Genomic DNA, 19,886 nt, shown 5'->3' with positions numbered 1-19,886 from the left:
ATGCTGCTTGCCATTCTCTCCGATATCCATGCCAACCGCGAGGCGTTCGAGGCGGTGCTCGCCGCGGCCGGGGCGGTGGGTGCGGAACGGTTCGTGCTGCTCGGCGATATCGTCGGTTACGGCGCGGATCCGGAATGGTGCGCCGAGCGGACGATGCAGCTCGCCGCCGATGGCGCCATCGTGCTGCGCGGCAACCATGACGATGCGGTTGGAAACCCTTCCTTCTCGATGAACGCGGCGGCGACGCTCGCGCTCGAATGGACGCGCCGGCAACTCGGCGGCGAAACCCGCGCCTTCCTCGCCGCCCTGCCTTTCAAGGCGCGAGAGGGCGATTGCCTCTTCGTCCATGCCGATGCCAGCGCGCCGTCGGACTGGAACTATGTGCTCGATGCCAGCGACGCCGGCCAGCACCTTGCCGCCTGCGAGGCGCGCGTCAGCTTTTGCGGCCATGTGCACAAGCCCGCGCTATACTGCACCGCGCCGGGCGGCAGGGTCACGCATTTCTGTCCCGTCGCCGCCACGCCGGTGCCGCTGCTGCCGCAGCGCCGCTGGCTTGCCGTCATGGGCTCCGTCGGCCAGCCGCGCGACGGCAATCCCGCCGCCGCCTTCGCGCTCTACGACACGGAAAAGGCGGAACTGCGCTTCCAGCGCGCCGCCTATGACATGGAGAAGGCCGCAGACAAGATCCGCGCCGCCGGCCTGCCCTCCTCCCTCGCCGACCGCCTGCTGCGGGGACGCTAGATGATGAAGGCGCGGCTGAAACCCGGCGACGTGATCGACGGCTTTACAATCGAGGATATCGCCCACAATGGCGGCATGGCGCGCATCTGGCAGGTCAGCCGGCCGGATATCGATTTCCCGATCCTCATGAAGGTGCCGGTCATCGGCGAAGGCGACGACCCCGCGGCCATCGTAGGCTTCGAGATGGAGCAGATGATCCTGCCGCGGCTTTCCGGCCCGCATGTGCCGCGCTTCGTCGCCAACGGCGATTTCGCCACGCTCCCCTATATCGTCATGGAGCGCCTACCCGGCACCTCGCTCTATCCGCTGCTCGAGCGCCTGCCGCTGCCGCCGGAGGAGGTCGTCGCCATCGGCGCGAAGGTCGCCGTCGCGCTCGATTCGCTGCACCGCCAGCATGTCGTGCATCTCGACCTGAAACCCTCCAACGTGATGTTCCGCGAGAGCGGCGAGGCTGTGCTGATCGACTACGGCCTTGCCCGCCACGTCCACCTGCCGGACCTGATGGACGAGCAGTTCCGCCTGCCCTACGGCACCGCGCCCTACATGGCGCCCGAACAGGTGCTGGGCACGCGCAGCGATTTCCGCAGCGATCTCTTCGCGCTCGGCGTGATGCTGTATTTCTTCGCGACCGGCGAACGGCCCTTCGGCGATCCCCAGCGGCTGAAGGGCCTGAAACGCCGGCTCTGGCGCGATCCGCTGCCGCCGCGCGCCCGCAACGGCGCCATTCCGCCGGCCTTGCAGGAAGTCATCCTGCGCTGCCTGGAAGTGAACCCCGCCTGGCGCTATCCGAGCGCGGCCCAGCTCGCCCTCGACCTGCAGGACCTTCCCGCCGTCAAGCTGACGGCCCGGGCGGAGAAGATGAAGCGCGATCCGTTCGGCATGGTGCTGCGCCGCCGCTTCAATCCGGTGCCGATCGAGACCGTCAAGCCGCAGACGGCGGAGGCCCAGCTTGCCGATGCGCCGATCGTCGCCGTCGCGATCGATCTTGCCGCCAACACACCGGAACGCGCCGCGGCGATCCACAGGACGGTTATCCGCATCATCGAGAACACGCCGCAGGCCCGCATCGCCTGCATCAACGTCCTGAAGATCAACCGCATCGCCATCGACACATCGCTGGACGAGGAAGGCCGCAACAAGCATGTGATGCGGCTCGTGGAGCTGCGCAACTGGTCGACGGGCCTGCCGGCGCCCGGCGGCGGCATCACCTTCCATGTGCTGGAGGCCGTCTCGCCCGCCGACGCCATCCTCGACTATGCACGCGAGAATCATGTCGACCATATCGTGATGGGCGCCCGCGCCGAATCGGCCATGCGCTCCATGCTCGGCAGCGTCTCCGGCGAGGTGGCCGCGCACGCGCCCTGCACCGTCACCGTCGTGCGCAATCGCCAGCGCCCGCAATAGCTTACGAGCGAAAGCGCTTGCGATACTCACCCGGCGTCAGGCCGACGATGCGGGCGAAAACCTTCCGGAAGGCGCCGGGGTCGTTATAGCCGACATCCACCGCCACCAGATTGACCGAGCGCGTGGTGAACTGCAACAGCTCCTGCGCCTTGGCCACCCGCAGCCGCTGGCAGTAATCCGTCGTCGTCAGCCCCGTTGCCTTGCGGAACCGCCGCAGGAACGTGCGCTCCTCCAGCCCCGCCTGCGCGGCGAGGACATCGAGGCCGATCTCCTTCGCCTCGCTCGCCTGCAGGAAATGCTGCACCTTCAGGATGGCGGCATCGCCATGCAGCAGGCGCGGCGAAAAGGTGCTGTAGTAGCGCTGTTCTCGCCCTGGCGGATCGATGACGAACTGCCGGGCGATCTCCAGCATGATCGTCGGGCCGAGGAAGCGGTCGATCAGTTTGAGCCCGAGATCCACCCAGGCCATCACGCCGCCGGCCGTGACGATATCGCCGTCATCGCTGAGCAGCCGGTCCGTATCGACCCGCACATCGGGAAAGCGCACCTCGAAGGTCTCGGCGATCACCCAGTTGGTGGTGATGGTGCGCCCCGTCAGCAGCCCCGTCTCGCCGAGCAGGAAGGCGCCGGCGCAGATCGAGGCGAGCTGGATGCCGCCGGCATGGCACTGCCGCAGCCACGCGGCAAAGGGCGCCGCGTCCGCCCGCGCGATCGGATCGCCGAGCGCCGGCGGCAGCACGAGCACGCAGGGCCGCGGCGCTTCGCCTGGCGCATTGCTCGCGTCGGTGCGCACCGGCTTACCGTCTTCAAGCCGCCAGTGGCTGACAAGCAATGTCGACCCCGTCCGCCCCTTCCGGCCGGCCAGCTCTGTCGCCGCATTGAACAGGTCAGTCATGCCGAGAACGGCGGCCATCTGGACACCGGGATAGAGCACCAGTCCGATTTCGGCAGCGCGGGCCATGTCACTTTCACCCTTGATTATGTCGGTATCGCCAATGGCCAGACATGGCAGGCGGAGGGCACTATGTCCACATCATCAATCGTGAAGCGGAAGGAACCCTCATGAGCAAACGCGCCATCATCATCGTCGACCTGCAGAAGGACTATCTCGCCACCGGCAGCTTCGCGCTGACCGGCATCGACGCCGCCACCGCCAATGCGGCGCGGGTCGTGGAAGCCGCACGCGGCAAAGGCGACCGGATCGTGCATGTCCATCACATCGCGAAGGAGGCCGATTCGCCGCTCTTCGCGCCCAATACGGATGGCATCGAGCCCATTCCCGCCATCGCGCCGCAGGCGGGCGATGCGGTCGTCGTCAAGAATTACCCCAATTCCTTCCGCGACACGGTGCTGCAAGAGACCCTCAAGGCAGGCGGTATCGAGGACGTGGTCGTCGTCGGCGCTATGAGCGACGTCTGCATCGATGCGACGGCCCGCGCCGCCGCCGATCTCGGCTACAACCTCACCGTAGTGCACGACGCCTGCGCGACGCGCGACAAGGCCTTCGGTGATTCGGTCGTGCCGGCCGCGCAGGTCCACGCCACGATCATGTCGGCGCTCGAATTCGGCTACGGCAAGGTCACGACGACTGCGGAATTCCTGTCGTAATTCGCGCAAAACACCTCGTCTCCGCCCCATGGCGGAGACGATCGGCCCCTTGCGAATGTCGCGTCATTCCCCTGTCATGTGACGATGATGTCTCTTCCCGCGTGAATGCACCCGGCAGCCGCCCCGCATGGCCGGCGCCCATCGGAGTACGCGTGAATGGACATGGCTCAGGCCCTCGCCCTTGCCTCGGGCGCTCTTGTCGCGACCAACCTCGCCAGCATCCTCATCGCCGGCAGGCGGCTGAAAGCGACCGATGCGCCGCCGCGAGACATCCGCAAGAAGCCGCCCGTCTCTATCGTCGTCCCCGTTCGCGGCATCGAAAACTTTTCCGCTGAGACGCTGGATCGCGCCTTCCGCCTCACCTGGCCGAGCTACGAACTGCTCTTCTGCGTCGCCCACGGCAGCGATCCGATCATTCCGGAAATAGAGAAGACGGCGGCCGCCCATCCGCATGTCGCATCGCGCATCCTTGTCGGCGACGACCGCATCAGCGCCAATCCCAAACTCAACAACTGCGTCAAGGGCTGGCAGGCCGCCCGGCACGACTGGGTGATCCTTGCCGATTCCAACGTGCTGATGCCGCCTGATTACATCCAGCACCTGATGGCCGGCTGGCGGGACAATTCCGGCGTCGTCTGCTCGACGCCGCTCGGCTCCCGGCCGGATGGCTTCTGGGCCGAGGTGGAATGCATGTTCCTCAACACCCAGCAGGCGCGCTGGCAATATGCCGGCGAGGCGCTCGGCCTCGGTTTCGCGCAAGGCAAGAGCATGCTCTGGTACAAGCCCATGCTGGACGCGAACGGCGGCATCCAGGCGCTGAACGCGGAAATCGCCGAGGATGCGGCCTCGACAAAGCTCGTCAACCGGCTCGGCCTTCAGGTCCATCTCGTCTCCTCGCCCTTCGAGCAGCCGCTCGGTCGCCGCACCGGACAGGAGATCTGGTCGCGCCAGTGCCGCTGGTCGCGCCTGCGCCGCGTCACCTTCCCCTGCTTCTTCGCGCCTGAAATCCTGCTCGGCATCCTGCCGCCGCTGCTTTTGGCCGTCACTGCGGCCCTCCTCGGCGACACGGCGCTCGCCCCCGTCATCCTGCTGGTTCTTGCCGCCGTCTACCTGCCGGAAATCGGCCTCGCCTTCGCCAAGGGCTGGCGCCTCTCCCTCTTTTCTGTTCCGGCGATGCTCGTCCGCGACATCATGATGCCCGCCATTTGGCTGCGCGCCTGGCTCGGCGGCACGATCGACTGGCGCGGCAACACGATGACAATCGGCACCACGGCCTGCGAACTGAAGGAAGCGCCGGCCGGCCCTTGAGCCGAGCCAGCGATTACGGGCGAATGGTGATCGGCGTACCGTCGGGCACCGTCGCCCATATCTCGCGCATCTGCGCATCGGTGACGGCGATGCATCCGTCGGTCCAGTCCCAGAGATGATGCACCGGCGCGAGCCAGCCCCAGCCATTGGCAAGGCCGTGGATCATGATATTGCCGCCGGGAGCGTAGCCGGCGGCATCCGCGGCCTGCTTGTCCTTCGCATCCGGGTAGGAAATATGCAGGCTCAGATGCGCCAACGATCGCGGATTGCGCCAGTCGATGACATACGTTCCTTCCGGCGTCCTCTGGTCGCCTTCCCGCCGCTTGTGCCCGCCGTCGCCATCGCGCCCCAGCGAGATGCGATACGTGTTCAGGACCTTACCGTCCCGCAGAAGGGTCATTTGCCGCTTCGCTTTTTCAACCGTGATCCGATCCGCCCGCTGGTCAGCGGCACGCATCTGCGGCGGCTCGCCCGAGCCGATGCGGGCCATGACCTTGGTGTAGGCAAACAGGGCGGCGACCAGCAGGAGGGTGATGAACAGGATCTTCTTGAGCATATATTCTCGCGGCATTCTTTATCTGCGACGATCGGGCCGAATCGCCATCGCCCGGAAAGACAGTTTCCCTGTAACAACATCCAGAAAGAGGCCATTTGCTGTTGCGACGTCAAGCGGATGCGTGTATCTCCCCATCGCCGGGACGGACGGAGTGTAGCGCAGTCTGGTAGCGCATCTGGTTTGGGACCAGAGGGTCGGGAGTTCGAATCTCTCCACTCCGACCACGTCCGGCGGGCGTTTCGATGCCAAATGCTCTTCCGGTCATTTCCCCTTTACGGAATTCGGGTTATGCATTCTCGAACGCGCGCCGGCGGAACGGTGCGCCTTTATGCGAGAATTCTGGAGCCGCTTCGATGACCGCGAAGATCTATCGTCCCGCCAAGACAGCCATGCAGTCCGGCAAGGCCAAGACTCATCTATGGGTTCTGGAGTTCGATGCCGAAAAACCGCGGACGATCGACCCGATCATGGGCTATACGAGCTCCGGCGACATGTTCCAGCAGGTGAAGCTGACCTTCGAGACCAGCGAGGAGGCGATTGCCTATGCCGAGCGCAAGGGCATCGAATACCGCCTGATCGAGCCGAAGGAAGCGACCCGCAAGCGCGTCGCCTATCCGGACAACTTCCGCTTCAACCGCATGCAGCCCTGGACCCACTGAGGTCCCATCGGCCCCTTAGCTCAGCTGGATAGAGCATCTGCCTTCTAAGCAGAATGTCGCAGGTTCGAGCCCTGCAGGGGTCGCCATATTCGCCCGCAGATCGTCCGCATTCTCTTTGATTGCTGACAGAAACTGGCCGCCGGCCTTCTACTGCGCCTTGCGCAGGGACTGAATCAGCTCGTTCTCGACGCGGTTGCCGGTGCGGATGCCGAGGCGTTTCACGGTGCCGCCGTTCAGTTCCAGCACGTAGTCGATCGGCCCTTTCGAATCGATGATCGCTTCGGAAAGCGGCTCGGCGTTTTCCTTGATCGTGCGGATCTTGCCGTCCTTGCCGAGGAACAGCATGTCGAGCGGCAGATAGGTGTTCTTCATCCACATGAAGACCTGCCGCGTCTCGCCGAAGGCGAAGAGCATGCCGCGGTCCTCGGCCATCTCCCTGCGATTCATCAGCCCCTGCTCGCGCTGGCGCGGCGTCACGGCAAGCTCCACCGTGAAGGCATGGCTCTTGCCGTCTCTCGTGACGATCGTCAGCGGCTGCGTGTCGAATTTTTCTTCCGCGCGCGCGGCGGTGACGGAAACGCAAAGAAAAAGCGCCATGACGGCGCTTGCCAGACGTGCCGCACCAAGGCCCCGCGCCAAGCGCATCATCAATGCGCCCTGCCGCCCGGAGCCGGCATGTCGGGGTGGATTTCCGCAGCCATCAGCCCCTTGTCGCCATCACCGAAGCGTACCAGGACGACCTGGCCGGGGCGCAGTTCGGTCAGGCCGAAGCGGCGCAGCGTCTCCATATGGATGAAGATGTCTTCCGTGCCTTCGCCGCGCGTCAGGAAGCCGAAGCCCTTGGTACGGTTGAACCATTTCACCAGCACACGCTCCAGCCCGCTCGAGGGCGTGACCTGCACATGGGTCTTGACCGGCGGCATCTGCGAGGGATGCACGGCCGTCGACTGGTCCATGGAAAGAATGCGGAAGGTCTGGTAGCCGCGGTCGCGCTTCTGGATCAGCGCGACGACGCGCGTGCCTTCCAGCACCGTCTGATAGCCGTCCCGGCGCAGGCAGGTGACGTGCAGCAACACGTCCTGCATGCCGTTGTCGGGCACGATGAAGCCGAAGCCCTTGGCGACGTCGAACCACTTGATGACGCCGGTGATCTCGATCAGATCGACAGCGTCATTGCTCTGGTCATCACGCGCTGTGATTTCCTTTGAAGACACCCTGTCCACCATGACCTGCCAGCCCCTCGTTTACGCGTCACATGAGTTACGGTTAACTGATTCTTGATAACCAGAATAACATTGTCCCGATGCGAGTGCGCAAGCCCCCTTGAAAGTTTTGCTGTCACCATTGGTAGGCCGCAAGGCTTGCCTGAGGCTGACAAAAACCTAATCTTCAGGCGATTCCCTTTTAGAGGATTTTTCCATGCGTTATCTTCACACGATGGTCCGCGTCAAAGACGTCGACCAGTCCCTCCATTTCTACTGCACGCTTTTCGGTCTTGAAGAGGTTCGCCGCTACGAGAACGAAAAGGGCCGCTTCACGCTGATCTTCCTGGCAGCGCCGGAGGATGTCGCGGCGGCGCGCGAAAACGCGGCGCCCTGCCTGGAACTCACCTACAATTGGGACAGCGAGGACTATGCCGGCGGCCGGAATTTCGGCCACCTCGCCTACGAGGTCGATGATATCTACGCGATCTGCCGGAAGCTGATGGACAACGGCGTCACCATCAATCGCCCGCCGCGCGACGGCCACATGGCGTTCGTGCGCTCGCCCGACGGCATCTCCATCGAAATCCTCCAGAAGGGCGAAAGCCTCGCACCGGCCGAGCCCTGGGCCTCGATGGGCAATACCGGCGCCTGGTAAGCCATCTGACGCAAGCTCCGGGCAAAGCTGGCGCCCTATATCGACGGTAAGAAACCATCGTTTCGCCTTATTTGACCGGAAGATTCTTGCCGTTCCGGTCGATCGCCAGCGTGAGGGGGCGTTTCCGGCCGATTCCCGAGCCGGATGCTTCCGTTCCGCGTTCCACGGCTTCACACGCTTCGGCCTTTACAGGATCGGCCGAAACGGTAACATCGCAGCAACCGCAACTTGGCCCTTTTCGGCTTTTCTCAATTGCGGTTGCGACTGTTTGAAGAAATGGCCCGACCGGCGGCAAGACCGGGGGCCCGAACGTCGAAAGCGGGGGAAAGCCTTTGCAGGACACGCAGGGAAAGTGGCCGCGCCTCAAGACGCTGCGGTATGGATTGCTGCTGGCCGTCTCGGTTGCCACGCTCTCGGGCTGCGTTTCCGCAGTCTCCACGGATATGCGCGCGGACATGAAGGCCGCGCAGGAAAGCGACGAGACCGTCGCCGAAGGCAGCAGCGACGAAACCACTACGCCGGTGGTGGCTGCCGATGGATCGGCTCAGGGTGCACATGCCACGGCCGATGCGGCAGGCGCGACCGACCAGCAGGCAGCCGGCGAAGCGGGCAACGATGTGGCCGGCCTCGTCATGCAGCCGACCACGCTCAATGCCGGCAAGGCGAGCATCTATTCCAACGGCGGCCAGGTCACGCCGACCGGCACGGCCTATAGCGCGCAGACCGGAGGCACGAACGCAGCCGTCAACAGTCTCTATGCCAGTTCCGGCGCGGCGCAGGGCGGCGACCAGAGCGGTCGCCTGCCCGTCGAGGACATGCCGCGGGTCGATTCGTCCGCGCAGCAGCCGCTCGTGACGCCGGGCGGTGAACAAGCCGTCATCCTGCCGGAGAACGTCCCGATCCCGAAGACGGCGCGCACGGCGCTCGTCGCGGAAACGGCGAACGGCAACGCGGCGGACATGGCGCTCGCCGCGCCGGCGGAGGACGGCGCCGCCGTTGCCCTGCCGGAAACGGCGACGCAGACGAAAGACCAAAATCGCAAGACGCTCACGCTCGCCTCGCTCTTCGCCAGCAAGCGCGAGGCCAAGGGCGAATTCGACGGCGACCGCTTCGCGCAAAAGCCGCGCCGCGTGCTGAACCGCGACACCGCCAACACCACGCAGATGGCCTCGCTCGGCACCCTGCCCGGCGTGAAGACCGGCAATGCGCTTATGGCGACCGATTCGACGGATCATTCCGAGGCCGAGGAGGTCGAGGACGATGCGCCGCAGTTCAAGGAAGTCGCCTCGCTTGCCGGCCTTGCGCGCCTTGCGCCGAACGGCCTCTGGCTGCAGACCGAGAAGGTGAAGACCGGCTGTTTCAAGCCGGAGCTGCTGCAGGTGCTGAAGACGATCGAGAAGCACTATGACAAGCCGATCATCGTCACCTCCGGCCTGCGCGGCATCAAGGTCAACCGTGCGAAACAGTCTTTGCACACGCGCTGCGAGGCAGCGGACATCCAGATCTCCGGCGTGACCAAATGGGAGCTTGCGGACTACCTGCGCAGCATGCCGGGCCGCGGCGGCGTCGGCACCTATTGCCATACCGAATCCGTGCATATCGACATCGGGCCGGAGCGTGACTGGAACTGGCGCTGCCGTCGGCGCAAGTGACGGATACCGCTAAACCACTGGGATGGATGCCATTTCCCGCATCAAAGGCCGCCTCCGGGCGGCTTTTCATTTTTTTGTCGCAACGGCTTTTTCCCGCTTGCGGAAGGCAAAAGGCCCTTCTATAAGACGCCCACCGCATGCGCCCTTCGTCTATCGGTTAGGACGTCAGATTTTCATTCTGAAAAGAGGGGTTCGACTCCCCTAGGGCGTGCCACGGTCCTCTCCAGAAATATGATCCTGCTGCATTTCGGCGAACGATATCGTTTTTCGCCTGGAATCTGCTCCAGCCCAACGAAAACCATGGGATCGCCAACAGCGACATGCTGGATGCGATAGAGACGCCGACGGGTTTCTGTTAGAGAGATTCAACGTGTGGTTCCACAACCCGAACATTGCGAGGGGCATCTTGAGGATTTTCTCCAGGCGACAGGCTGCTGCGCCGCAACCAAAACCGATGCTGTCGCCGCAGGTTCATACGCCACAGGTCGACCCATACGGCATCTTCAACCAGAATATCCGCGCCAACAAACCCATGAGCGTTCTGGAGGTCGGCACACGCAGATCCGATCCGACGCGCAGCACACACAGCCGCGGCGCCTTCCCCTGGGTTCCGCATGAGGACTATATCAGGCTCGACATTCGCGATGGCCTGGATGTCGATATGTTGGGCGACCTCCATGCCCTGCCGCCTGAATGGAGTGACCGTTTCGGCTGCTTTATCGCCGATGCGGTTTTCGAGCATCTGGAAAGACCCTGGATCGCGGCTAAGGAAGTGGCACGCGTCTTGAAACCCGGTGGGGCCTTTCTCGTCGTGACGCACCAGTGCTTTCCCATCCACGGCCATCCCAACGATTTCTTCCGATTCAGCAAGGAAGCCCTGCGGCTTATTTTCGAGGATGCCGGCCTGGTGGTGGATGCAGCCGAATATGGCGAGCAGTGCATGATCGTCCCGCCGGAGCATATCGTGCCCTACGATATGCTCGAGGAGTGGAACCGCACCTACCCATCCTATGTCATGGTGAGGGTGACGGGGCGGAAGCCCTGACCGTTTGCGCGCGAAATTCCGCTGATCTGACATGACCTGTTCAGGTTATTGAAAAAGTTCCGCCGAACGCCATTTTTCGTCTTGCGAATCCGCCCGGGCCTGATTAGAAGACGCCCACCGCACGCGCCCTTCGTCTATCGGTTAGGACGTCAGATTTTCATTCTGAAAAGAGGGGTTCGACTCCCCTAGGGCGTGCCACTTTCCCTCGCAGTCCAGATCGCTTCATCTCGCTCGGAGAGTGGAATCGCGTGGTTGTGCAAGCGGGAAAAAACTGAAAATTCCTGCATTTAAGGCTTGCGCAAATCGGCGGGGCCGACTAGAAAACGCCCACCGCACGCGCCCTTCGTCTATCGGTTAGGACGTCAGATTTTCATTCTGAAAAGAGGGGTTCGACTCCCCTAGGGCGTGCCACGGTCTTCCCTCGCATCATCATCGAAATCTTATCCGTCAGAACGCCTTCGCGGCGTCCAGGATGCGGAACTGCATGCGCCGGCTTCCCTGCCAGCTATCGGCCGAAAGCGTGCCGGCGAAATGCACCGCTTTCCCGCGCTCCTTCATCAGGAAAAGCCCGAGATCGGCTTCCGCCGCGCGGAAGGCCATCGCGTCGAGCCGGCCGCCGTCGGGGCCTTCAAGGCCGATACGCAGGTGATTGACGCCAACGGGGCGCACGTCGCGGATGCGGTGCGCCGGCAGCGCGAAGATCGGCTGCGGATGGCCGGAACCGTAGGGGCCGGCCTGTTCGAGCTGGTCGGCAAGCGCCAGTGTCGCGCCGCTCGCGCTGAGGGCGCCGTCGATCTTCAGGGTCTCGACGGCCACCAGATCGCGCACGGTGCGCTCCGCGCGCTCCTCAAAGAAGCTGCGCAGGCGGCCGAGATTGCCGCGCTCCACCGTCAGGCCCGCCGCCATGGCATGGCCGCCGCCTTTGACGAGGATGCCCTCCTCCACGGCGGCGCGCACCATGCGGCCGAGATCGAAGCCGCTGATCGAACGTCCCGATCCCGTGCCCTTGCCCGAGGGATCAAAGGCGATGGCGAAGGCGGGGCGGCGGAAACGGTCCTTCAGGCGCGAGGCGAGAAGGCCAACGACGCCGGGATGCCAGCCCTCGCGGGCCGTCAGAATCACCGCGGCATTCTCGCCCGTGCCGTATTCCGCCTGCGCTTCGGCCTCCGCCTCGGCGAGCATCGCCACCTCCATGGCCTGACGCTCGCGGTTGAGCTCGTCAAGCTGCTTGGCGATACGTTCGGCCTCGCCCGGCTCGTCCAGCGTGAGGAGCCGGCTGCCGAGCGCCGCATCGCCGATGCGCCCGCCCGCATTGATGCGCGGGCCGACGAGGAAGCCGAGATGGTAGGGCGTTACCGGTCCGCCGATGCCCGCCTGCTTCAGCAGCGCCGTCAAGCCGGCATTGCCGAGATGGCGCGCGGCAACGAGGCCCTTCACCACATAGGCGCGGTTGAGCCCCTTCAGCGGAACGACGTCGCAGACCGTCGAGAGCGCCACGAGGTCGAGCATCGAGAGGAGATCGAAGCTCGCGGCGCGGGCATCCCCGCGCTGGCGCAGCAGCCTTTGCAGGGCCACCAGAACGAGGAAGACGACGCCGGCGGCGGAAAGGTGTCCCTGCCCCGAAAGATCGTCCTCACGGTTCGGATTGACGAGCGCCAGAGCCGGCGGCAGGTCCTCGCCGACCTGATGATGGTCGATGACGACGACGTCGATGCCGCGTTCGCGGGCCACGGCGAGCGATTCATGGCTCGTCGAGCCGCAATCGACGGTGACGATGAGCTGCGCGCCGCGCTCGATGAGCTGACCGATGGCATTGGGATTCGGCCCGTAGCCCTCGAAGATGCGGTCGGGAATGTAGATTTCCGCCTCTACGCCGAAATGCGCAAGGAAGCGATAGAGCAGTGCCGAGGACGACGCGCCGTCCACGTCGTAGTCGCCGAAGATCGCGACGCGCTCGCGCCGCTCGATGGCGCGGGCCAGCCGCTCCGTCGCGGCCTCGCAGTCCATCAGGCTGAAGGGTTCCGGCATGAGGCGGCGCAGCGTTGGATCGAGGAATTCCGGCGCCGTCTCGAAGGGCACGCCCCGCCCCGCCAGCACGCGGGAAATCAGGTCCGGCAGGCCGTGGGTCTGGCTCATCGCCAGCGCACGGTTCTCCCCCGCCTGGTCGAGGCGCGCCATCCAGCGCTGGCCCGTCGCCGAGCGCTCGACGCCGAGAAAAGCCCGGCTGACGGGATCTGCATTTTCCAACATGCTCATGGCCGCTCCTGCTGGGCCCTAAAAGACCAGTGCCCGCGCTCCGGCGCAAGGGCGGAGGCGGGCACGGCGCTGTTCGCGATGGGAGGCAGCGATCAAGCCGTCTTCGGCCGTTCGATGCGGATCACCTGCGGCTCGCCGACGAGATAGCCCTCGCCCTTGATGGAGGCGACCGCCTTGCGGACGGAATCCTCCATCGTCGCATGGGTGACGAGGATGATCGTCTTCGGATCGGTCGATTCGGTCGTCGACTGCGCGCGCTGCACGATCGATTCGAGCGAAATGCCGTTTTCCGCCATGTGCTTGGCAATGCTGGCGAAGACGCCCGTGCGATCCTCGACCGACAGGCGGATGAAGTAGCCGCCGTGATGCTTGCGGATCTGCGCGCGCTTGTAAGGCGCGAGTGCCGCGGCTGGACGGCCGAGGGCCGGAACGGTCTGCGCGCCGGGGCGGCTCTTGGCGATGTCGGCGATATCGCCGAGCACGGCCGAGGCCGTGGCGTTGCCGCCGGCGCCGGGGCCGACCATCAGGAGTTCGCCGAGAATGTCGGATTCGATGGCGACCGCATTCGTCACGCCATCGACCTGCGCGATGACGCTGTCGAGCGGCACCATGGTCGGATGCACGCGCTGTTCGACGCCGGTATCGGTCTTCTGCGCCACGCCGAGCAGCTTGATGCGGTAGCCGAGATCGGCGGCGGCGCGGATATCGTCGATGGAGATGTTGGTGATGCCTTCGAGATAGATGTCGTCGGCCGCGATCTTCGTGCCGAAGGCGAGCGTCGTCAGGATCGACAGCTTGTGCGCCGTGTCGTTGCCCTCGATGTCGAAGGCCGGGTCGGCTTCGGCATAGCCGAGGCGCTGGGCTTCCTTCAGGCAGGCTTCGAAGCTGAGGCCTTCCTTCTCCATCTTGGTCAGGATGTAGTTGCAGGTGCCGTTCATGATGCCGTAGACGCGGGAAATCGTGTTGCCCGTCAGCGACTCGCGCAGCGCCTTGATGACCGGGATACCGCCGGCGACCGCCGCCTCGTAGTTGAGCAGCGAGCCGTGCTTTTCCGCAATGCCGGCAAGCTCGACGCCGTGGGCGGCAAGCAGCGCTTTGTTGGCGGTGACGACATGGACGCCGCGCCCGAGCGCCGCCTTGACGGCTGCATAAGCAGGATCGCCCGCCCCGCCCATCAGTTCCACGAAGACATCGATATCGGCGTCGCGGGCGAGCGCGACCGGATCGTCGAACCATTCTACGGAAGAAAGGTCCACGCCGCGGTCGCGGCCCTTGCTGCGCGCCGTGACGGCGGCGATCTCGATCGGCCGGCCGCAGGTTGTCGTGAGCATGTCCCTGCGTTCGACGAGAATCTTCGCGAGCGCGGCACCAACGGTACCCAAGCCCGCAATGCCGATCTTCAGGGCATCAGCCATGGTCATGTCCTATACGTTTGGAAGAAGGCCCTCCGCTTGAAGCGCGGAGGGCGGATTTTCAGCGATGGGCGTTTAGCGAGATGACGTTGTGCATCGTCTCGTCCGCCGTGGAAAGGAACTTCTTGATGTTGCGCGCCGCCTGGCGGATGCGGTGCTCGTTCTCGACCAGTGCGAGGCGCACATAGTCGTCGCCCATCTCGCCGAAGCCGATGCCGGGCGCGACGGCCACATCGGCCTTCTCGACGAGAAGCTTGGAGAATTCCAGCGAGCCGAGGTGGCGGAACTTTTCCGGAATCTTCGCCCAGGCGAACATGGTGGCGGCCGGCGGCGGCACTTCGAAGCCCGCCTTGCCGAACGTATCGACCATCACGTCGCGGCGGCGCTTGTAGACGTTGCGCACTTCGGCAATATCAGAGCCGTCGCCGTTGAGCGCGTGCGTCGCGGCCACCTGGATCGGCGTGAAGGCGCCGTAATCGAGGTAGGATTTGACGCGCGTCAGCGCCGCGATCAGGCGCTCGTTGCCGACGGCGAAGCCCATGCGCCAGCCTGGCATGGAGAAGGTCTTCGACATGGAGGTGAATTCGACGGTGATGTCGATGGCCCCGGGCACTTCCAGCACGGACGGCGGCGGCGCGTTGTCGTCGAAATAGATTTCCGAATAGGCAAGGTCGGACAGCACGATGATGTCGTGCTTCTTCGCGAAGGCGATGACGTCCTTGTAGAAATCAAGCTTCGCGACATGTGCCGTCGGGTTCGACGGATAATTGATGATCAGCGCCAGCGGCTTGGGGATCGAGTGGCGCACGGCGCGCTCGAGCGGCGGGAAGAAGCTCTCGTCCGGCTCGACCGACAGGGACCGGATCACGCCGCCGGCCATCAGAAAGCCGAAGGCATGGATCGGATAGGTCGGGTTCGGGCAGAGGATGACGTCGCCGGGCGCGGTGATCGCCTGCGCCATGTTGGCGAAGCCTTCCTTGGAGCCGAGGGTCGCAACGACCTGCGTCTCCGGGTTCAGCTTCACGCCGAAGCGGCGGGCGTAATAGGCGGCCTGGGCGCGGCGCAGGCCCGGAATGCCCTTCGAGGAGGAATAGCGGTGCGTGCGCGGGTCCTGAACGACCTCGCAGAGCTTGTCGACGATCGCCTTGGGGGTCGGCAGGTCGGGGTTGCCCATGCCAAGGTCGATGATGTCGGCGCCGCCCGCTCGCGCGCTTGCTTTCAAACGGTTGACCTGTTCGAAAACATACGGCGGCAAACGCCGGACCTTGTGAAACTCTTCCATCTTCAACCCCGTTGGGCGCGAAGCCCCTCCGGCGGCCCTGCCGGACGACGCAAAACTCCGCGCGATTCAAGTAACTGGGTAAGGGCGAAAGCGTTCAAAATGAAGGCGCTCCGCCCGCACCGGCGGCCAAATGACCGTCCTCCGCTTTGCTGCCAAACGGCAAGAAAGGCAAGCGCTATTTCGCGCCTTCGATTTCAGAAAGCGTCGTCTTGCCGTGGCTGTCGCGCAAGGCCTGCAATTCGGCGAGCTGGCGGCGGTATTCCGCTTCGGAAATCGCGCCGGAACTGCGGCGATGCGACAGCGCCGACAGGCGCGCGGCGGTATCGGCCGCTTCCTGATCGCTCATCTGCTGCGTCTCGGCGCTGACGATCGCGGTGATGTCTGGATAGATTCCCGACCGGTTGGCACCGGCATTGACTGTCGCAGGCGCCCCTGAAGAAGCGGACGACGCGCAGGAGGCGAGAACCACCGGCATGGCGGCCATGAGAAGGGCGGCGCTGATGCGCCTGAATTCGAACGCCATGTGGCTGTATGCTCCTGACGAAACGATCTTGTCCGGATCGTGCGGCGAAAGGCTTCGGGGCCCTTGTAATCTGTTTCGGACCGAATGTAAAAATACAAAAGCGACAATAAAATCGGGAGGGAGCGATGGCCGAGGACAGCAAAGCGAGAGAACGCGATGCGGCCGGAAACAAGCCCGGTTTTCAGCCCTTCGATCCTGCCGCCGTCGAGCCCTATATCGTCAAGGATCCCGAGGCCCTGACGGTCAATTTCGCCCGCACCGTCGAGCAGCTCGGCAAGGCGGCCTCCGCCTGGCTCGCCCCCCGCGAGAGCGGCGAAAAGGTCGATACCGTGTCCGAACCGATGGTCGACATGGTCAAGACGCTCTCCAAGGTTTCCGAATACTGGCTGACCGACCCGCGCCGGACGCTCGAGGCGCAGACCATGCTGCTCGGCAGCTACTTCAATATCTGGTCGCGCACGCTGAACCGCCTCGGCGGCCAGGAGGTCGAGGCGGCGCCCGACCCGCACGCCAGGGACAAGCGCTTTGCCGACGAGGACTGGGTCAACAACCCCTTCTTCGATTTCCTGCGGCAGGCCTATTTCGTGACCTCCGACTGGGCGGAAAAGCTGGTGGCGGACGCCGAAGGGCTCGACGAGCACACGCGCCACAAGGCCGGCTTCTACGTGAAGCAGATCGCCAGCGCCATTTCGCCGACCAACTTCATCACCACCAACCCGCAGCTCTATCGCGAGACGGTCGCCTCCAACGGCGCGAATCTCGTGCGCGGCATGAAGATGCTCGCCGAGGACATCGCCGCCGGCAAGGGCGACCTGAAGATGCGCCAGACCGACACCAGCAAGTTCGCCATCGGCGAGAACATGGCGCTGACGCCGGGCAAGGTGCTGGCGCAGAGCGACGTCTGCCAGGTCATCCAGTACGATGCGACGACGGAAAAGGTGCTGAAGCGCCCTCTCCTCATCTGCCCGCCATGGATCAACAAGTTCTATATCCTCGATCTCAACCCCGCGAAGTCCTTCATCAAATGGGCTGTCGACCAGGGCCACACCGTCTTCGTGATCTCGTGGGTCAACCCGGACGAGCGCCACGCCGCCAAGGATTGGGAATCCTATGCGCGCGAGGGCATCGGCTTTGCGCTCGATACGATCAGCCAGGCGACCGGCGAGGAAGAGGTCAACGCCATCGGCTATTGCGTCGGCGGCACGCTGCTGGCCGCGACGCTCGCGCTGCACGGCCAGGAAGGCGACAAGCGCATCCGCTCCGCGACGTTCTTCACCACGCAGGTCGATTTCACCCATGCGGGCGATCTCAAGGTCTTCGCCGACGAAGAGCAGATCGACCTCATCGAACGCGGCATGAAGGCGACAGGCTATCTCGACGGCTCCAAGATGGCGACCGCCTTCAACATGCTGCGCGCCTCCGAGCTGATCTGGCCCTACTTCGTCAACAACTACCTGAAGGGCCAGGATCCAATGCCCTTCGACCTTTTGTATTGGAATTCAGATTCCACACGAATGCCAGCATCCAACCACTCGTTTTATCTCAGGAATTGTTACTTGAACAACACTCTCACCAAGGGCGAGATGGTGCTGGCCGGCAAGAAGATTTCGCTGAAGGACGTCAAGATTCCGATCTACAATCTCGCCACCAAGGAAGATCATATCGCGCCGGCCAAATCGGTCTTCGTCGGAAGCAAGTTCTTCGGCGGCAAGGTGACCTACGTGATGGCAGGGTCCGGCCATATCGCCGGTGTCGTCAACCCGCCGGACAAGATGAAGTACCAGTTCTGGACGGGCGGCCCGGTGAAGGGCGAATTCGAGGACTGGGTGAAGAAGACGACGGAAACGCCCGGCTCCTGGTGGCCGCACTGGCATGAATGGATCAAGGCCGAGGACGACCGCATGGTGCCGGCCCGCAAGACCGGCGGCACGATGAACTCCATCGAGGAAGCGCCCGGCTCCTATGTGCGTGTGCGTGCCTGACGCCGCATGATATTCGATCCGCCGCTCGTTTCCGGCACCCTCGTTCAGCGCTACAAGCGCTTCCTGTTCGACGCCGTCCTCGACGACGGATCGGCGATCACCGGCTCCTGCCCCAATACCGGCTCGATGCGCGGGCTCACCGCACCGGGCTCGCGCATCTGGATGTCGACGAGCGACAGCCCGACCCGCAAGCACCGCCATCGCCTCGAACTGGTGGAAGCGGACGACACCGTCGTCGGCATCAATACCGGCCTGCCGAACCGTCTCGCCGAAGAAGCGATCCTTGCCGGCCTCGTCGCCGATCTCGGCCGCTATCCGGTGGTGGAGCGCGAACGCAAGTACGGGCGCAATTCGCGCATCGACATCCTTCTGTCCGGCGACGGCCGGCCGCCGGCCTATGTCGAGGTGAAGAACGTGCATTTCCGCCGCGCGGCCGGCCTTGCCGAATTTCCCGACACGGTGACGGCGCGCGGCGCAAAGCACCTGGAAGAACTCGGCGCCATGGCCGAGGCCGGCTTTCGCGCCGTCATGCTCTATCTCGTCCAGCGCGAGGACTGCGAGCGCTTCCGCATCTGCGCGGACCTCGACCCGGCCTATGCCAGCGGCTTTCGGCGGGCGCTGTCGCGCGGCGTGGAGGCCTATGCGGTGAAATGCGCGGTTACATCCCAGCAAATCCAGCCTGTGGCATCGATCGCCATGGACGAACCCGGTTTGCCTGCTTTATGAACGTTCGGAAAGACTAGCGAAAGTTCGACCATGGTGACCTATATCGACGCGACCGCCGCGCCGCCGAAGAACACGGGCGTGATCCGCCTTTACGACGCCGATGCCTTTGCCGGCATGCGCAAGGCCTGCCAGCTCACGGCCCGCTGCCTCGACGAACTCTATCCGCTGGTTAAGCCGGGCGTCGCCACCGACGTCATCGACCGCTTCGTCTTCGAGTTCGGCATAGACCACGGCGCCCTGCCCGCAACGCTGAACTATCGCGGCTACACCAAGTCGAGCTGCACCTCGATCAACCACGTCGTCTGCCACGGCATCCCCAACGACAAGCCGCTGCGCGAGGGCGATGTCGTCAATATCGACGTCACCTATATCCTTGATGGCTGGCACGGCGATTCGAGCCGCATGTACCCCGTCGGCGAGATCAAGCGCGCCGCCGAGCGCCTTCTTGAAGTCACCCACGAATGCCTGATGCGCGGCATCGCGGCGGTAAGGCCCGGCGCACGCACGGGCGCGATCGGCGAGGCGATCCAGGTCTATGCGGAAGCCGAGCGCTGCTCGGTCGTGCGGGATTTCTGCGGCCATGGCGTCGGCCGGCTGTTCCACGATGCGCCCAACATCCTGCATTACGGGCGTTCCAACGAGGGCCCGGAGATGAAGGAAGGCATGATCTTCACCATCGAGCCGATGATCAATCTCGGCCGCCCGCATGTGAAGGTGCTGTCCGACGGCTGGACCGCGGTGACGCGCGACCGCTCGCTTTCGGCCCAGTACGAGCACACCGTCGGCGTGACGGCGGACGGCTGCGAAATCTTCACGCTTTCGCCCGGCGGCCTCGATCGCCCCGGCCTTCCCGCGCAAGGCCGCTCATGACA

The 19,886-nt window shown here is 64.3% G+C and carries 19 protein-coding genes and 5 tRNA genes; 16 read left to right on the top strand and 8 right to left on the bottom strand.

Translation table 11 applies throughout. The features are described from left to right. On the top strand, positions 1-741 hold the full coding sequence (locus Q9316_RS08320) for a metallophosphoesterase family protein (RefSeq protein WP_306034712.1): 741 nt from the start codon (positions 1-3) through the stop codon (positions 739-741). Then, positions 742-2,145, top strand: coding sequence for a bifunctional serine/threonine-protein kinase/universal stress protein (locus tag Q9316_RS08315; protein WP_306034711.1), 1,404 nt, complete (start codon positions 742-744; stop codon positions 2,143-2,145). It abuts the gene before it with no gap. A gap of 1 nt (position 2,146) precedes the next feature. Here the strand turns inward: Q9316_RS08315 and Q9316_RS08310 are convergent, their stop codons facing one another. Then, positions 2,147-3,106, bottom strand: a complete 960-nt coding sequence (locus tag Q9316_RS08310; protein ID WP_306034710.1) for a GlxA family transcriptional regulator — start codon at positions 3,104-3,106, stop codon at positions 2,147-2,149. A 101-nt stretch (positions 3,107-3,207) separates the two neighbouring features. Between Q9316_RS08310 and Q9316_RS08305 the strand changes: the two genes are divergently transcribed. Both Q9316_RS08305 and Q9316_RS08300 read left to right on the top strand, forming a co-directional pair. Next, positions 3,208-3,753, top strand: coding sequence for a cysteine hydrolase family protein (locus Q9316_RS08305; RefSeq protein WP_306034709.1), 546 nt, complete (start codon positions 3,208-3,210; stop codon positions 3,751-3,753). Positions 3,754-3,909: 156 nt separating this feature from the next. Continuing rightward, positions 3,910-5,061: a ceramide glucosyltransferase gene (locus Q9316_RS08300; RefSeq protein WP_306034708.1), complete on the top strand. Its 1,152-nt coding sequence runs from the start codon at positions 3,910-3,912 to the stop codon at positions 5,059-5,061. A gap of 13 nt (positions 5,062-5,074) precedes the next feature. On the opposite strand, the gene Q9316_RS08295 is transcribed toward Q9316_RS08300, so the two are convergent. After that, on the bottom strand, positions 5,075-5,617 hold the full coding sequence (locus tag Q9316_RS08295) for a L,D-transpeptidase family protein (RefSeq protein ID WP_306034707.1): 543 nt from the start codon (positions 5,615-5,617) through the stop codon (positions 5,075-5,077). A gap of 147 nt (positions 5,618-5,764) precedes the next feature. On the opposite strand from Q9316_RS08295, the gene Q9316_RS08290 reads away from it, so the two are divergent. The 3 genes from Q9316_RS08290 to Q9316_RS08280 all read left to right on the top strand — a co-directional run bounded on the left by Q9316_RS08290 (position 5,765) and on the right by Q9316_RS08280 (position 6,362). After that, a tRNA-Pro gene (locus Q9316_RS08290) sits at positions 5,765-5,841 on the top strand. A gap of 129 nt (positions 5,842-5,970) precedes the next feature. Then, positions 5,971-6,276: an ETC complex I subunit gene (locus tag Q9316_RS08285; RefSeq protein ID WP_306034706.1), complete on the top strand. Its 306-nt coding sequence runs from the start codon at positions 5,971-5,973 to the stop codon at positions 6,274-6,276. Between the two features lie 9 nt (positions 6,277-6,285). Beyond that, a tRNA-Arg gene (locus Q9316_RS08280) sits at positions 6,286-6,362 on the top strand. Positions 6,363-6,423: 61 nt separating this feature from the next. Here Q9316_RS08280 and Q9316_RS08275 read toward each other — a convergent pair. Both Q9316_RS08275 and Q9316_RS08270 read right to left on the bottom strand, forming a co-directional pair. Next, positions 6,424-6,873, bottom strand: a complete 450-nt coding sequence (locus Q9316_RS08275; protein WP_306034705.1) for a DUF192 domain-containing protein — start codon at positions 6,871-6,873, stop codon at positions 6,424-6,426. 50 nt (positions 6,874-6,923) lie between these two features. Next, positions 6,924-7,502, bottom strand: a complete 579-nt coding sequence (locus Q9316_RS08270; RefSeq protein ID WP_306034704.1) for a cold-shock protein — start codon at positions 7,500-7,502, stop codon at positions 6,924-6,926. A gap of 193 nt (positions 7,503-7,695) precedes the next feature. Here Q9316_RS08270 and Q9316_RS08265 point away from each other — a divergent pair, with 193 nt between their 5' ends. The 6 genes from Q9316_RS08265 to Q9316_RS08240 all read left to right on the top strand — a co-directional run bounded on the left by Q9316_RS08265 (position 7,696) and on the right by Q9316_RS08240 (position 11,244). Then, positions 7,696-8,136: a VOC family protein gene (locus tag Q9316_RS08265; protein ID WP_306034703.1), complete on the top strand. Its 441-nt coding sequence runs from the start codon at positions 7,696-7,698 to the stop codon at positions 8,134-8,136. A gap of 332 nt (positions 8,137-8,468) precedes the next feature. Further along, positions 8,469-9,788, top strand: a complete 1,320-nt coding sequence (locus tag Q9316_RS08260; RefSeq protein WP_306034702.1) for a YcbK family protein — start codon at positions 8,469-8,471, stop codon at positions 9,786-9,788. 139 nt (positions 9,789-9,927) lie between these two features. Continuing rightward, positions 9,928-10,002: transfer RNA gene (locus Q9316_RS08255), tRNA-Glu, on the top strand. A gap of 156 nt (positions 10,003-10,158) precedes the next feature. After that, positions 10,159-10,833 carry a methyltransferase domain-containing protein gene (locus Q9316_RS08250; RefSeq protein ID WP_306034701.1) on the top strand — a complete coding sequence of 225 codons (675 nt, stop codon included), beginning with the start codon at positions 10,159-10,161 and terminating at the stop codon, positions 10,831-10,833. A 123-nt stretch (positions 10,834-10,956) separates the two neighbouring features. Continuing rightward, positions 10,957-11,031: transfer RNA gene (locus tag Q9316_RS08245), tRNA-Glu, on the top strand. Between the two features lie 138 nt (positions 11,032-11,169). Further along, positions 11,170-11,244, top strand: a tRNA-Glu gene (locus Q9316_RS08240). Between the two features lie 36 nt (positions 11,245-11,280). Here Q9316_RS08240 and recJ read toward each other — a convergent pair. From recJ to Q9316_RS08220, 4 genes are all read right to left on the bottom strand, one after another. Then, a complete protein-coding gene (gene recJ / locus Q9316_RS08235; protein WP_371877995.1) occupies positions 11,281-13,083 on the bottom strand; it encodes a single-stranded-DNA-specific exonuclease RecJ in 1,803 nt (600 codons plus the stop codon). A gap of 98 nt (positions 13,084-13,181) precedes the next feature. Beyond that, positions 13,182-14,504, bottom strand: a complete 1,323-nt coding sequence (locus Q9316_RS08230) for a homoserine dehydrogenase (protein WP_306034699.1) — start codon at positions 14,502-14,504, stop codon at positions 13,182-13,184. Positions 14,505-14,562: 58 nt separating this feature from the next. Further along, complete coding sequence (locus Q9316_RS08225) at positions 14,563-15,783, bottom strand: LL-diaminopimelate aminotransferase (RefSeq protein WP_306034698.1); 1,221 nt, start codon at positions 15,781-15,783, stop codon at positions 14,563-14,565. A gap of 175 nt (positions 15,784-15,958) precedes the next feature. Then, positions 15,959-16,306, bottom strand: coding sequence for an SHOCT domain-containing protein (locus Q9316_RS08220; protein ID WP_306034697.1), 348 nt, complete (start codon positions 16,304-16,306; stop codon positions 15,959-15,961). A gap of 125 nt (positions 16,307-16,431) precedes the next feature. Here Q9316_RS08220 and Q9316_RS08215 point away from each other — a divergent pair, with 125 nt between their 5' ends. The 3 genes from Q9316_RS08215 to map are packed head-to-tail and all read left to right on the top strand — an operon-like array spanning position 16,432 to position 19,884. Beyond that, positions 16,432-18,288, top strand: coding sequence for a PHA/PHB synthase family protein (locus tag Q9316_RS08215; RefSeq protein ID WP_306034696.1), 1,857 nt, complete (start codon positions 16,432-16,434; stop codon positions 18,286-18,288). 6 nt (positions 18,289-18,294) lie between these two features. After that, positions 18,295-19,014, top strand: coding sequence for a DNA/RNA nuclease SfsA (gene sfsA / locus Q9316_RS08210; protein ID WP_306034695.1), 720 nt, complete (start codon positions 18,295-18,297; stop codon positions 19,012-19,014). Positions 19,015-19,044: 30 nt separating this feature from the next. Next, positions 19,045-19,884, top strand: a complete 840-nt coding sequence (gene map / locus Q9316_RS08205; RefSeq protein WP_306034694.1) for a type I methionyl aminopeptidase — start codon at positions 19,045-19,047, stop codon at positions 19,882-19,884. The last annotated feature ends 2 nt before the right edge of the window (positions 19,885-19,886 follow it).

Origin of the sequence: Shinella zoogloeoides (assembly GCF_030733845.1) — a bacterium.
GTDB lineage: Bacteria > Pseudomonadota > Alphaproteobacteria > Rhizobiales > Rhizobiaceae > Shinella > Shinella zoogloeoides_C.
This window is presented reverse-complemented; position numbering and strand designations above follow the sequence as displayed.

What these genes read in the sequence shown, in the direction of transcription:
- Q9316_RS08320 (WP_306034712.1), top strand. Translation starts at nt 1, where the DNA reads ATGCTGCTTGCCATTCTCTCCGATATCCATGCCAACCGCGAGGCGTTC.
- Q9316_RS08315 (WP_306034711.1), top strand. Translation starts at nt 742, where the DNA reads ATGATGAAGGCGCGGCTGAAACCCGGCGACGTGATCGACGGCTTTACA.
- Q9316_RS08310 (WP_306034710.1), bottom strand. Translation starts at nt 3,106, where the DNA reads ATGGCCCGCGCTGCCGAAATCGGACTGGTGCTCTATCCCGGTGTCCAG.
- Q9316_RS08305 (WP_306034709.1), top strand. Translation starts at nt 3,208, where the DNA reads ATGAGCAAACGCGCCATCATCATCGTCGACCTGCAGAAGGACTATCTC.
- Q9316_RS08300 (WP_306034708.1), top strand. Translation starts at nt 3,910, where the DNA reads ATGGACATGGCTCAGGCCCTCGCCCTTGCCTCGGGCGCTCTTGTCGCG.
- Q9316_RS08295 (WP_306034707.1), bottom strand. Translation starts at nt 5,617, where the DNA reads ATGCTCAAGAAGATCCTGTTCATCACCCTCCTGCTGGTCGCCGCCCTG.
- Q9316_RS08285 (WP_306034706.1), top strand. Translation starts at nt 5,971, where the DNA reads ATGACCGCGAAGATCTATCGTCCCGCCAAGACAGCCATGCAGTCCGGC.
- Q9316_RS08275 (WP_306034705.1), bottom strand. Translation starts at nt 6,873, where the DNA reads ATGGCGCTTTTTCTTTGCGTTTCCGTCACCGCCGCGCGCGCGGAAGAA.
- Q9316_RS08270 (WP_306034704.1), bottom strand. Translation starts at nt 7,502, where the DNA reads ATGGTGGACAGGGTGTCTTCAAAGGAAATCACAGCGCGTGATGACCAG.
- Q9316_RS08265 (WP_306034703.1), top strand. Translation starts at nt 7,696, where the DNA reads ATGCGTTATCTTCACACGATGGTCCGCGTCAAAGACGTCGACCAGTCC.
- recJ (WP_371877995.1), bottom strand. Translation starts at nt 13,083, where the DNA reads ATGTTGGAAAATGCAGATCCCGTCAGCCGGGCTTTTCTCGGCGTCGAG.
- Q9316_RS08230 (WP_306034699.1), bottom strand. Translation starts at nt 14,504, where the DNA reads ATGGCTGATGCCCTGAAGATCGGCATTGCGGGCTTGGGTACCGTTGGT.
- Q9316_RS08225 (WP_306034698.1), bottom strand. Translation starts at nt 15,783, where the DNA reads ATGGAAGAGTTTCACAAGGTCCGGCGTTTGCCGCCGTATGTTTTCGAA.
- Q9316_RS08220 (WP_306034697.1), bottom strand. Translation starts at nt 16,306, where the DNA reads ATGGCGTTCGAATTCAGGCGCATCAGCGCCGCCCTTCTCATGGCCGCC.
- Q9316_RS08215 (WP_306034696.1), top strand. Translation starts at nt 16,432, where the DNA reads ATGGCCGAGGACAGCAAAGCGAGAGAACGCGATGCGGCCGGAAACAAG.
- sfsA (WP_306034695.1), top strand. Translation starts at nt 18,295, where the DNA reads ATGATATTCGATCCGCCGCTCGTTTCCGGCACCCTCGTTCAGCGCTAC.
- map (WP_306034694.1), top strand. Translation starts at nt 19,045, where the DNA reads ATGGTGACCTATATCGACGCGACCGCCGCGCCGCCGAAGAACACGGGC.